At 68.7% G+C, this 12,642-nt stretch carries 10 protein-coding genes; 6 read left to right on the top strand and 4 right to left on the bottom strand.

Annotated features, from left to right (window positions below; all coding sequences use genetic code 11):
• Positions 1-71: 71 nt before the first annotated feature.
• Positions 72-710, top strand: a complete 639-nt coding sequence (locus Sm713_RS11075; RefSeq protein WP_212909449.1) for a TetR/AcrR family transcriptional regulator — start codon at positions 72-74, stop codon at positions 708-710.
• 242 nt (positions 711-952) lie between these two features.
• Here the strand turns inward: Sm713_RS11075 and Sm713_RS11080 are convergent, their stop codons facing one another.
• Positions 953-3,175 carry an NADP-dependent isocitrate dehydrogenase gene (locus Sm713_RS11080; protein WP_212909450.1) on the bottom strand — a complete coding sequence of 741 codons (2,223 nt, stop codon included), beginning with the start codon at positions 3,173-3,175 and terminating at the stop codon, positions 953-955.
• A gap of 392 nt (positions 3,176-3,567) precedes the next feature.
• On the opposite strand from Sm713_RS11080, the gene Sm713_RS11085 reads away from it, so the two are divergent.
• Entirely contained in the window at positions 3,568-5,973 is a 2,406-nt protein-coding gene (locus Sm713_RS11085; protein ID WP_212909451.1) for a SpoIIE family protein phosphatase, read from the top strand.
• Positions 5,974-6,357: 384 nt separating this feature from the next.
• On the opposite strand, the gene Sm713_RS41450 is transcribed toward Sm713_RS11085, so the two are convergent.
• The gene (locus Sm713_RS41450) at positions 6,358-7,167 is read right to left on the bottom strand and encodes a transcriptional regulator (protein ID WP_308293162.1); all 810 of its coding nucleotides are present in this window, start codon (positions 7,165-7,167) and stop codon (positions 6,358-6,360) included.
• 869 nt (positions 7,168-8,036) lie between these two features.
• On the opposite strand from Sm713_RS41450, the gene Sm713_RS11095 reads away from it, so the two are divergent.
• The 4 genes from Sm713_RS11095 to Sm713_RS11110 all read left to right on the top strand — a co-directional run bounded on the left by Sm713_RS11095 (position 8,037) and on the right by Sm713_RS11110 (position 10,760).
• Entirely contained in the window at positions 8,037-8,420 is a 384-nt protein-coding gene (locus Sm713_RS11095) for a hypothetical protein (RefSeq protein ID WP_212909452.1), read from the top strand.
• A 339-nt stretch (positions 8,421-8,759) separates the two neighbouring features.
• Positions 8,760-9,005: a hypothetical protein gene (locus tag Sm713_RS11100; protein WP_212909453.1), complete on the top strand. Its 246-nt coding sequence runs from the start codon at positions 8,760-8,762 to the stop codon at positions 9,003-9,005.
• Positions 9,002-9,205, top strand: coding sequence for a hypothetical protein (locus Sm713_RS11105; protein ID WP_212909454.1), 204 nt, complete (start codon positions 9,002-9,004; stop codon positions 9,203-9,205). The genes Sm713_RS11100 and Sm713_RS11105 overlap by 4 nt, the downstream gene beginning before the upstream one ends.
• Positions 9,206-9,797: 592 nt before the next feature.
• Positions 9,798-10,760: a GlxA family transcriptional regulator gene (locus Sm713_RS11110; RefSeq protein ID WP_283249770.1), complete on the top strand. Its 963-nt coding sequence runs from the start codon at positions 9,798-9,800 to the stop codon at positions 10,758-10,760.
• A gap of 21 nt (positions 10,761-10,781) precedes the next feature.
• On the opposite strand, the gene Sm713_RS11115 is transcribed toward Sm713_RS11110, so the two are convergent.
• Both Sm713_RS11115 and Sm713_RS11120 read right to left on the bottom strand, forming a co-directional pair.
• The gene (locus Sm713_RS11115; protein WP_212909455.1) at positions 10,782-11,420 is read right to left on the bottom strand and encodes an HD domain-containing protein; all 639 of its coding nucleotides are present in this window, start codon (positions 11,418-11,420) and stop codon (positions 10,782-10,784) included.
• Positions 11,421-11,685: 265 nt separating this feature from the next.
• Positions 11,686-12,528 carry an alpha/beta fold hydrolase gene (locus Sm713_RS11120; RefSeq protein ID WP_212909456.1) on the bottom strand — a complete coding sequence of 281 codons (843 nt, stop codon included), beginning with the start codon at positions 12,526-12,528 and terminating at the stop codon, positions 11,686-11,688.
• Positions 12,529-12,642: the final 114 nt, after the last annotated feature.

Raw genomic sequence — 12,642 nt, forward strand, 5'->3', positions numbered from 1 at the left:
GCACCCTCGCCAATCTAATCGGCGTTCAGAATGTAAGCAGTGTATAGATGGCCGGGCTCTACACTCAACGGGTGCCTTCCGGTCAGACCAGGTCCCCGTACCACCACGGCGCTCTGCGCGAGGAGCTGATGACTGCCTGCCTCGCGCTGATCGAGGTCGAGGGCATCGGCGCGGTCAGCCTCCGGCGAGTCGCGCGGGAGGCCGGGGTGAGCCCTGGGGCGCCGTACCATCACTTCCCCGACCGCGCCACGCTGCTCAACGCCATCACCGCCCGGGGCTTCGAGCTCCTGGTCACCGAGTTGCGGGCGGCCCGCGACGGCGCGAGTACGCCGGTCGAGGCGCTGGGGGCGATGATCGAGGCGTACGTGCGCTTTGCCCGCGAGCACACCGGGTACGCTCGGCTGATGTACCGGCCGGAGCTGTCCCGAACGGGCAAGGGCCCGGTGGCCGAGGGGTTCGCGCAGGAGGGGATCCAGCTGGCCACCGACACCGTCTTGGCCGCCCAACGCGAGGGCAGCGCCCCGCCGGGCGACCCTGCCGTGCTGGTCACCATGGTCTGGTCACTGGGCGCCGGCCTGGCCATGCTGGCCATCGACGGCCCGATGGACGATATGTCAGCCGCGCGCGGCTCCAGCACCACCGAGCTGACAGCCCAAGTCGCGGCGCTTTTCGGGCGGATGCTGCAAGACGTTCCGAATGACGTCTCTTGACCTGTTCGAGGCATTGCCCGACAGGGCGTAAGGCTGATTCCGCGCCCCGAGCGTGCCGACCGGCATGACACAGCCGGACGGCTTGCCCCGGGTGTGCGGGTGTGGCGCAGGCAGTCGGAGGGGCTGCTCCAGGCGCGGTAGGGGGTCTCCGCCGGCCTGTACGAGCACGAGGCTCGCTCAGACCGCGAGCCCCGGCGCACACCCGTGGGACGGGGCGTGCGCCGAGGCCCGATGCGGGGGCGTCAGGACGTCAGGGACGCCAGCGCCTGGTTGAACGTGCTGGACGGGCGCATCACGGCCGCCGCCTTCACCGGGTCCGGCTGGTAGTAGCCGCCGATGTCCGCGGGCGAGCCCTGCACCGCGAGCAGTTCCTCGACGATGCTGCCCTCCTGCTCGGTCAGCGTCTTGGCCAGCGGCGCGAACGCCTCGGCGAGCCGGGCGTCGTCGCTCTGCCGCGCCAGCTCCTGGGCCCAGTAGAGCGCCAGGTAGAAGTGGCTGCCGCGGTTGTCGATGCCGCCGACGCGCCGGGTGGGGGACTTGTTCTCGTTGAGGAAGGTGGCGTTGGCGCGGTCCAGGGTGTCCGCGAGGACCTGCGCGCGGGCGTTGCCTGTCTTCTGCGCCAGGTGCTCGAAGCTGACCGCGAGCGCCAGGAACTCGCCCAGGCTGTCCCAGCGCAGGTAGTTCTCCTTGACGAGCTGCTGGACGTGCTTCGGAGCCGAGCCGCCCGCGCCGGTCTCGAAGAGCCCGCCGCCGTTGATGAGCGGGACCACCGACAGCATCTTGGCGCTGGTGCCCAGCTCCAGGATCGGGAAGAGGTCGGTGAGGTAGTCGCGCAGGACGTTGCCGGTGACGGAGATGGTGTTCTCGCCGCGCCTGATCCGCTCCAGGGAGAACGCGGTCGCGTCGACCGGGGACATGATCTCGATCCGCAGGCCCTCGGTGTCGTGCTCGGGCAGGTAGGCCCTGACCTTCTCGATGAGCTGCGCGTCGTGCGCCCGGCCCTCGTCCAGCCAGAACACCGCGGGGTCGCCGGTGGCGCGCGCCCGGGTGACCGCGAGCTTGACCCAGTCCCGGATCGGCACGTCCTTCGTCTGGCACATCCGGAAGACGTCGCCGGCGGAGACCGTCTGCTCCAGCACCACGGCGCCGTCCCGGTCGAGCACCCGCACCGTGCCGGTGGTGGGGATCTCGAAGGTCTTGTCGTGGCTGCCGTACTCCTCGGCCTTCTGCGCCATCAGGCCGACGTTCGGCACGGAGCCCATGGTGGCCGGGTCGAAGGCGCCGTTGGCGCGGCAGTCGTCGAGGACGACCTGGTAGATGCCGGCGTAGCTGCTGTCCGGGATCACCGCGAGGGTGTCCGCCTCCCGGCCGTCCGGGCCCCACATGTGGCCCGAGGTGCGGATCATGGCGGGCATCGAGGCGTCCACGATGACGTCGCTCGGCACGTGCAGGTTGGTGATGCCGCGGTCGGAGTCGACCATCGCGAGCGCGGGGCCGGCGGCCAGCTCCGCGTCGAAGGACTCCTTGATCTTCGCGCCGTCGGGCAGGGCCTCAAGGCCCTTGAGGATGCCGCCGAGGCCGTCGTTGGGGGTGAGTCCCGCCGCGGCGAGGGCCTGGCCGTGCTCGGCGAACGTCTTCGGGAAGAACGCGCGCACCACATGGCCGAAGATGATCGGGTCGGAGACCTTCATCATGGTGGCCTTCAGGTGCACCGAGAACAGCACGTCCTCGGCCTTGGCGCGGTCGACCTGCGCGGAGAGGAACTCGCGCAGCGCGGCGACGCGCATCACGGAGGCGTCGACGACCTCGCCCGCGAGCACCGGCACCGACTCGCGCAGCACCGTGGTGCTGCCGTCGTCCCCGGACAGCTCGATGCGCAGGGAGCCGTCGGCGGCGATCACGGCGGACTTCTCGGTGGAGCGGAAGTCGTCGCCGGTCATGTGGGAGACGTTCGTCTTCGACTCGGCCGACCAGGCGCCCATGCGGTGCGGGTGGTTCCTGGCGTAGTTCTTCACGGACGCCGAAGCGCGCCGGTCGGAGTTGCCCTCGCGCAGCACGGGGTTCACGGCGCTGCCCTTGACCCGGTCGTAGCGGGCGCGGATGTCCCGCTCCTCGTCGGTCTTCGGCTCGTCCGGGTACGGCGGCAGCGCGTAGCCCTGCTCGTTCAGCTCCGCGACGGCGGCCTTGAGCTGCGGGATCGACGCCGAGATGTTCGGCAGTTTGATGATGTTCGCCGCGGGCGTCTGCGCCAGCTCACCGAGCTCCGCGAGGGCGTCGTCGGTGCGCTGGTCCTCCCGAAGCCACTCGGAGAAGCTGGCTATGATCCGCCCCGCGAGGGAAATGTCCCGGGTCTCCACGGCGACGCCGGCGGTGGAGGCGTAGGCCTCGATCACCGGCAGGAAGGAATACGTCGCCAGGGCCGGTGCCTCGTCGGTGTGCGTGTAGATGATGGTCGCGTCTGTCACCGGTGCTCCGCTCCGCGTCTGCGTCTGCTACGTGTCTTCGTCTGCTACGTCTGCAACATTGCTTGACATCAAGATATCTCGTCCGGCCCGCCCGCTCGACAGGGTCCCGCCACCGGATCCCGTCTCCCCGTAGCCCCGACCGGTCCGCGCCGGCGGCCGCCCCCTCGCCCAGGGTGCGCTCCGGGGTGCCGGCGCTCTCTCCCGGGGGTGGGCGCCGGCTGCCTCCCGAGCGCGTCCGGAGGGCGTTTCTCCAGGTCAACGGGGCCGTTTACAAGCCCGTCCGGTGCCCGGCGGGCCGCCGCGGACGATGCCGGGACAGCACCGCAGAACCCGTTTCAAGTACCCCATACCGTGCCATCCTGGTAGAGAAGGCAACAGAGGGATTGATACCTGTGGGTGACCCCATCCTCACGTACGAGGAGAACAACCCGCGCAGGACGGCCGGAGCAGCCGGGCCCGAGGCGGGCGTCACCATCGACCGGCACGGAGTCCTCACCGCATGGAGCCCGGAGGCCGAGCGCCTCCTCGGCTACCGGGGCTCCGAGGCGGTGGGCCGGATGGCCGTCTCCCTGCTCGCGGACGGGGCGGTGTCCCACGGCGACCAGCGGCGCGGGGCAGCGCTGTGCCTCCGCCACAAGGACGGGCACGTCGAGAAGTGCTCCGTGCGGGTCCGCCCCGCGGAGCCGGCCCCCGACGGCGAGCCGGCCTGGCGGCTGACGCTGAACCCCGTGGTGCTGGGGGACGCCACCGACAGCGCGACGCTGGAGACCCTGTTCAACCAGTCGCCCGTCGGGCTCTGCATCTTCGACACGGACCTGCGGCTGCGCCGCTACAACGCCGCGGCCGAGGGACAGGGCATCTACGCCGCGCACGGCCTGGGCAAGCGGCCCCGCGACCTGTGGCCCGACTCCAACTCCGACGAGAAGGAGGCCGCGCTCACCAAGGTCCTGGAGACCGGCGTCCCCGTGGTCGGCTTCGACTCGCACGGGTTCCCGCCGGGCGAGCCGGACACCGAGCGCCACTTCTCCACCTCGGCCTTCCGGCTCCAGGACGCGGCGGGGCGCGTGGTGGGCGTGGCGGCCACCCTGGTGGACATCACGCGGCGCCGCCGGGCCGAGCAGCGCTTCGCCCTGCTCGCCGAGGCGGGCGTGGCCATCGGCACCACCCTGGACATCCTGCGCACCGCCCAGGAGCTGACCGACGTCGTCGTACCCGAATTCTGCGACGCCGCCGTGGCCGACATCCTCGATCCGGTTCTCCGCGGAGACGAGCCCGAGGTGATCCGGCACGCGGCGCTCCGCCGCGTCGCCGGCGCCGTCAACCCGGTGCTCGGCGCCGAGAGCGGCGATCCGCTGGTGGACGTCGGGACCACCTTCCCGTTCCCGCCCATCGGGGACGACTGCCTCCTCCGCGAGGAGCCCCGGCTGTTCCGGGTCACCGAGCCCGAGCCGTCCGGACGCCGGCTGACCCAGGACCTGGGGGAGGGCGGCCACGGCCTGTTCGCGCTCACCGTGCCGCTGCGGGCGCGCGGCACGACGCTGGGGCTCGCCACCTTCTACCGCTTCGGCACCTCGCGCACCTTCGAGGACGACGACATCGTCACCGCGCGTGAGGTCAGCTCGCGCGCCGCGGTGTGCATCGACAACGCGCGCCGCTTCACCCGCGAGCACGCCCTCGCCCGCACGGTCCGCCAGGAGCTGCTGCCCTCCCGCTTCCCGCCGCAGAGCGCCATGGACATCGCGCACAGCGGCGTGGCCGAGGGCACCGGCGGCGACTGGTTCGACGCGATCCCGCTGCCCGGCGCCCGGCTGGCGCTCGTGGTGGGCACCGTCGTGGGCGGCGGGGTGCTCGCCTCCGCGGCGATGGGCCGGCTGCGCGCCGCCATCCACACCCTCGCCGAGCTGGACCTCGGCCCCGACGAGGTGCTGGCCCGGCTCGACGACCTCGTCACGCACATCAGCCGGGAGCGCCCCGAGGTTCCCGACGCGACGAGCACCCCAGTCCCCGGCGGGGTGGCGGGCGCGACCTGCGCCTACGTGGTGTACGACCCGACGACGGGACACCTCAGCGTGGCGAGCGCGGGGCACCCGGCGCCGCTGATCGCCTACCCGGAGGGCGCCGTCGAGCCCGCCGACCTGCCCTCCGGGGTGGCCCTCGGCACCGGCGACAGCCCGTTCGGCACCGCCGACACCGACCTGCCGCCGCAGAGCACCATCGCGCTCTACACCCCCGGGCTGCTCGCGGGCGACGGCCCTGAGCGGGGCCGCACCCCGTTCCAGACCCTGACCCGCCGCCTCGCCGACGACCGCCGCGTCTCCCTGGACGAGGCCTCCCGCACCACAACCGAGCTGCTGCTGGACGGCGCGCCCCGGCCGAACGCGGTGCTGCTGCTGGCACGCACGCACGTCTTCGACGACGACCAGGTGGCCACCTGGGACCTGCCGAGCGACCCGGCCGTGGTGGCGACCGTCCGCTCCCTCGTCGAGCGGCAGCTCTCCTCCTGGAACCTGGCGGACATGGTCTTCTCCAGCCAGCTCGTCGCCAGCGAGCTGGTCACCAACGCCATCCGCCACGCCGAGGGCCCCATCCAGCTCCGCCTCCTCCGTGACCAGACCCTGACCTGCGAGGTCCACGACGGCAGCCCCGCGGCCCCCCGCATGCGGCACGCCCGCGCCGGCGACGAGGACGGCCGGGGCCTGTTCCTCACGGCCCAGGTCACCCAGCGGTGGGGGACGCGGTACACGGCGGACGGCAAGATCATCTGGGCTGAGCAGGGGTTGCTTCCGCAGGTGGCGTGAGGGGGGTGCTGTTATGTGCGGGCACCCCGGCGTGGGTGGTTGCGCGGGTTTCCCGCTCCCTTTCCGGGGCGCCCGTATGTGTGGCTGCGCCCAGATAGAGAGGTGGGGGCACCTCCCACGCCCCTAGTAAGGCAGTGGGGGAGCGACCAGCCACGATGAGACCGACAGGTCGTCGCCGTCCCAAGGGGGCTGGTTCTGTCGTGTCCGGACCACCGGTGGGTGGGTGGTTGCTCGCGCAGTTCCCCGCGCCCCTGGTGGATAAGTGATAGACCCGCTGACCTGACCACGCCTGTCACGAGCGGCCCACTCTATGTGACGGTGACGGTGACGGTGCGGAAAAAAGCCGTCCGCCTACTCAGCCGGACGGCCTTTTTGGGCACCACTCTAAGCAATCAACTTGGGGGCGACTAGATGTGCTCTCTCGTATAGTTCGCGAGCATTACGATTCTTGACGTACGGCTTAATTCGACTTCCCATGTCTGCAATTTTTTCGTCGCACTGCCCTGATGCAACGTGTGGGTAGATGTCCAGGATATTTTCCCACGTCACACAGGCTTCTTCCGGGTGACCAATCTCCAATTGCCGTTCAGCCAAGAGTGAGAGATAACGGATGCGGGTTCTCCTGAAAGTGCTAAGGCGCAGTTTATCCGACTCTGCCAAGGCCGAAATTGAGCCGGAAAGGTCACCGAGTTCGTATCGAACTTGGCCGATGTGATACGTAAGCGAGGAGGGGTTGTAAGAGCCGAACGTTTTTGTCCTTGACTCTGCTTTCTCCATGGCGATTTCCGCCTCACGGAGGAACCTGTTGGCGTTATTTCGGTCGCCAATTTGAGCGCTAGCGTGCGCTTGTTGACCCGCCAGGAACGCTCGCATACGGGGCCCTGCCTGCGGAGATGCCGCAGCGGCAGCGTCCGCTAGACGTGCAGCGTACTGCCCATGCCCCCGGTCGGTGGCTTGCACGCTCATTCCTCGTAGCGTTGTGCAGTACGTCAGATGGTCCTCTGAAGCCCCGGCCAACTGTAGGGCTTTGAGGTAATACTGTTGGGCAAGGCCATGGAAACCCTCATCCACGGCCATGTAGCCCGTGAGATAACACAGGTCTGAGGCAGCGGACATCATCGCTTTTCGGACGTCTTCCGGCCCATCACACCGTAGATAGGGAGCAACAGTATTCACCAGAAAGGCTGCTGCCATCGGCCTAGCATGACGTCCCCCAAATTGGTCGTCCAGGTCGGACACTCGCTCAGTCATGGCAATGACCGTGTCGACGTCTTGCATTCCAATGCGGTGAGTTTGGCCTCTCTGGATTCGCTCCATGCGTCCGACGACATCGGGCCAGTCTGGCACTGTCAGCGCGACTGAAAAGAGGGTTGCGCCAATAATGCTGCGCCGCGAAGGGTCCATATCGCTTATGCCCAAATCAATCAGCCCTTCAGCAGTGCTCGCAGGTTCATTCACCCCCTTAGCAGGGTCGGGGAAACCAGCCTCAGCGCGCGTAATCGGACGTCCGAGTTTACGAGATAGGGCTTCTAAGATCAGGGAGCGGGATTTCTCCCTGGGGCCTGACTCCTGAAATCCACTGATGCGCTGACGGAGCGGCGTACCTCGCGGGGGTACCGCGCTCCGTCGCGATCTTGTTGACCTCCCGCGCGAAGCGCTCGAAAGTCCACCCCGTCTCGTTGAACAGCCGTTCTAGTGACTCGTTGGGGTCGCGACTGGTCACCGTTCGCGCCTCCCCTTCGCTCGGAACTTAACGGATTTAAAAATCCGTGTCCTTGCAACGGTACCGCGCTCCTTGTCACGGCGGTTGGCTGTACGTGCTCCGCCCACCCAAGGCACAGAGCTTCGCTGGTTGATGACGCCACGTCGGCTTCAGCCGGGTGGGCGGGGCCCCTGCTCCCCGGTCGGACCCGGACCGTTCTAAGCCTCCGGTCCAGGCAGGTCGGGGAGCAGGGCTCAACAACTGCATGCCACGTCCGCCCAGGAACGGCGGACCCCCGCGACCGCAACTGGGAGGGAGCGGCCCGGGGCTGTGGCCGACGAGGACAAGGAAGGCCGTCGACATGGCAGACGCTACCGGAGCGTTGACGCCTTTGGCAGCGCCCACCCAACTGAACGTGACGGAGACACGGGCGGTGGTGCGGAGCTTGCTCAAACACAGCCAACCCCCCACGGGGGCAGCGCTTACGATTGCGCTGGTGAATCTGAGGAACAAGATTCAGATTCTCATGCTCGGCGTTCAAGAGCTGAGCGAAACGACGCGATCGGAAGAGTTTCGAGCGGCTGGAAAGGCGATTCTCTTTCACGCGAATCTGCTTCTGAAGCATACGGTGAACAGCAAGGTCAGCGGTCAGGATACGCTGCGTTGCTGGGCGCGTCTGATTTTGCGTCTGGCTGGTGCCTATGAGCTGTTGGGTGGTGGTGAGACATGCCCGCCCATGCCGTGAAAGAACGGGGCACCGTTCGCGAGTGCTTCGGTCGTTTCCTCGACGAAATTGCATGGCCTCTCGTCATGACTGGTCTGTTCGTCGGTTTGGGCCTGATGGCGTACGGACTTGCCTCCGGGGCGTTCCGGTAGGGGGCAAGCGTGAGCGAAAAGCAGTGCTCCCTGCAATAACGGCACCGTGTTTGTGCGGGTGCCAACTGTGGTGCAGGAGTGGAGCAACGTACAGCAGAAGACAGTGACACGAACTGTCGATTCTCTGAGGGACGCGCCATGCCCGGATTGCAAGGGCTCTGGTGTCCTTTCCGGTGATTACTAGTCCGAACGGTGGTGAGGGAGGGTCATGAGTAGGTTGGAAAAGGTCGAGCATCCCGCTGCACGTAGGCGGGAAGTGGGTGAGGCTGTCAAGAAACTCAGGGCGGCACTCGACAAAGTCGGCGTTGTCTTACCGTCGCTGGATACTGATCCAGTCGGAGTCTCCTACAATCCGGCGATTTACCTGGTGGAGTTGGGGCGCGTCAATGTCGAGACAGCGTGCAAGCTCACTGCCGTTCTGGAGCAGGTGGGAAGGGAAGAAACCGGCGAGTGAAGCATGTGAAGATAACGGAGCCGGTTAATTCCGACACCGTCCAGCGTGGGGACTTCCTGCTCTTCGGCATGCACTTCTATGAAGTGGTCGACATGCGGAGCACAGTGACTTACGGAAAACTTCTCTTCTTCCGTGACGAGACGCTGTTCCATCTCCAGAGAGATGCCACGTTGAACCGCCGTATATCGGCGGAGGGTTGATCTGCCCCCGCTCCCACGTTGATTTGATTCCGTGGGGGCGGGTGGTTATTTACTTGACCCGCAGAACTCTCCGCGAAATGTAAAGGGCTGAACCATGGCCAGAGAGACAATCCCGTGCCCTAACGATGCGTGTCAGGGTGGCCGTGTGAGCTGGACGCACACTGAAACCCATAAGGAATGGAATCCGTCTGCACGGAAGTACATCAATTCGTATGTCGTGGTCACTTCTGAGAAGAACTGCCACGAGTGCCAAGGGGACGGGTACAAGACCCTCCATTACTAGCTCTCGCTGCCTCTCGTGACGAAATCGTCGATATCATCAAGGATCTGACGGAAACCCAAGTTAAATCACGCGGAAAGGTCCGCACGTGAAACAGCAAAGGGAGCCGTCCGGCCAACCAGCCGGACGGCTCCCTTTTTCACGCACGGTAACCGTTGCTCAGGGTAGGCGAGTGGTCACGGGGGTGGACAGGTCAGGGACGCTGTCACTTATCCCCCCCCGCGCCCCTGGGTTGGCCGGGGCGCAGCCCCACGTGCCGGTACCGGCCGGGTACCGTCGGGAAGCGGTACAGAACCCGAAGGGAGGACCCCCGTGCGCGCACACACCGTCGGCATCCTCGTCTTCGACGGCGTGAAGATGCTGGACGTGGCCGGCCCCGCCGAGGTCTTCGCCGAGGCGAACCTCTCGGGCACGGACTACCGCATCCGGTACCTCTCGGCGACCGGCGACGACGTCCGGTCGTCGATCGGCATGCGCGTCCCCGCCGACGCGCCCGCGGACGAAGCCGGGCGCCTCGACACGGCCCTCATCGCCGGCGGCGAGGCCTTCCCCGCGGAGCCCGTGCCCGAGAACCTGCGCACCGCCGCGGCGGTCCTCGCCGAGCGGTCCGGCCGGATCGCCTCGATCTGCACCGGCGCCTTCGTCCTCGGCGCCGCCGGACTGCTCGACGGCAAGCGGGCCACGACCCACTGGAAGCACGCGCGCGAACTCGCACGCCGCCACCCCTCGGCCGAGATCAGGCCGGACGCGATCTTCGTCAGGGACGGCACCACCTACACCTCCGCGGGCGTCACCGCGGGCATCGACCTCGCCCTCGCGCTGCTGGAGGAGGACCACGGCCCCGCCCTCACGCGCACGGTCGCGAAGTCGCTCGTGGTGTACATGCAGCGCGCGGGCGGCCAGTCCCAGTTCTCGGCCGCGCTCCTCGCCCCCACGCCCCGCACCCCCGTGCTCAGGCACGTCGTCGACACCGTCAAGGCGGACCCGGCCGGCTCCTACGGCGCCGGACACCTCGCCCGCCTCGCCGGCGTGAGCCCGCGGCACCTGACCCGCCTGTTCCGCGAGGAGTTGGGCACGACCCCGGCGAAGTTCGTCGAGCTGGTCCGCTTCGACACCGCCAAGGCGCTCCTCGACGCGGGGCACACGGTCACCCGGGCGGCCCAGCTGGCCGGGTTCGGCACGCCCGAGTCGCTGCGCCGGTCCTTCATCACCCACCTGTCGATCTCGCCCCTGCGCTACCAGCGGCGCTTCACCAGCACCACCGGGCGGACCTGACGGGCCGAAGGCCCGGGGGCCTCACTCCGGCCAGTCGGAGTTCTGGATGACCTCCACGAAGTCGGTGTGCCGGAAACCGGGCACGAAGTGTTCGAGCACGTCGGCGTTGACGGTGCCGAACGTCGTGTCCGGGCGGTAGTCGAAGCCCTCCTTGAACGCCTGGAGGATCTGCCGCTTGAAGTCGGGCCTGGGGTGCGCCGCGGTGACGGCGTCGATCTGCTCCCGCGTCAGGTTCCCCAGCCGCATGCCGAGCACGTCGGTCTCCACGCCCGCCGTGGTCGCGGCGATCTCCGGCGCCATCTTCCAGGGCACCTCGGGCGTGGTGTGCAGGGCGATCGCCGTCCAGACGAGGTCGGCGTCCGAGGCCGAGTAGCCGTGCGAGAGCAGGAAGGCGCGCGCCTGGTCCGCACTGTCCAGTTCGAAGCGCTGGTCGTCGGTGCGGTAGGCCGGCACCAGGCCCGTGTCGTGGAAGAGCGCCGCGACGTAGAGCAGCTCCGGATCCGGCCGGATGCCGGCGGCGCGGGCCTGGAGGCTGCCCCACAGGAACACCCGGCGCGAGTGGTGGAAGAGGAGCGGGGTGCTCGTCTCCCGCACCTGCTCGGTCGCGTCCGCGACCACCTGGCTGTCGGGGACGGCGACCCCCGCGATCTCCTCGGACATGAACGGCTCCCATCGCAGTGTCGGTCGGTTGCCCCCTCAGCATCACCGCGGCGCACGCCCCGCCGCCGTGCTCGAACGGCCAGGAATCCCACCGGTACGGACATGGCCCCCGCCTGCGGGCCGGCGACCGGAAGTCCCCGTTCCGGGGACCGGCGGCTGGACGTCTCCGTCCGCGGATCGGCGGCCGGAAGTCCCCATTCCGCGGGCCGGCGGCTGGAAGCCCCCGCCCGAGGACCGCCCGCCGGCCCCCGCCCGCGGACCCGCGTCACGCCGTCGCGGGCCACCGCTCCCACCAGTCGGCGACGAGCGCCGCGTAGTCGTCGGGCCGTTCCTCCCAGCAGAAGTGCCCCGCTCCGGGAATGAGGTCCACGCGGCTGTTCGGCAGCCGGAAGTCGAGGAACTCCGCGTTGGCGGGCGGCACCACCTGGTCCTCGCCGCCCTGCACGACGCGCACCGGCGTCGAGATGCCCGGAAGCATGTCGCTCAGCTCCGGAAGCTGCTCCGGGTAGGCGCGCACGTAGCGCATCGACTCGGCGAAGCGGTCGCCCTCGTACGACGAGAGGTAGTCCTCCCGGATCTCCGGCGGCGGCTCGTACCCCTCGATGGTGGCCAGGGTGGCGGTGACGATCCGGCGCCCGTCCATCTGGCGGTACGGCTCCAGGTCCGCCGCCTCCACCCACTCCCTGAGGACCCCCGTGAGCTGCAACGGCACGGCGGCGCCCCCGCTGCCGACCACCAGGCTGCGGAACCGCCCCGGCTGTGCCGCCGCCGCGAACAGCGCGGACGAGGTGCCGATGTCGGGGCCGACGAGGTGCGGGTTCGCCAGGCCGAAGGCGTCGGCGAGGCGGACGACGAAGCCACCCATCGCCTTCGGCGAGAGCAGGTCGGCCCGGCGCTCGGACCCGCCGAAGCCCGGAGGGTCCACCGCCACCAGGTGCGCACGCTCGGACAGCCGCGGCCAGACGCGCTGGAAGGCGAAGACGCTCTCCGGCCAGGGGCTGAGCAGAAGGGCGTCCTGCTCGCCCGCACCGCCCTCGGCGAAGCGGACAGACACCCCGTCCACGACGGTGGTCTGCGGCTGGATTCGGGTGTTCGACGACGTGCTCATTCCGGGGGGCTTCCTGTTCCGGCGGCCGGCGGATGGTCTCGCGGGACAGATCGAACCGTAATGCCTGCGGCGACCGCCCCCGCCGAATGAGGAACGAACGGAAAACGTGTCGAG

This window comes from Streptomyces sp. TS71-3 (genome assembly GCF_018327685.1).
Classification (GTDB): domain Bacteria; phylum Actinomycetota; class Actinomycetes; order Streptomycetales; family Streptomycetaceae; genus Streptomyces.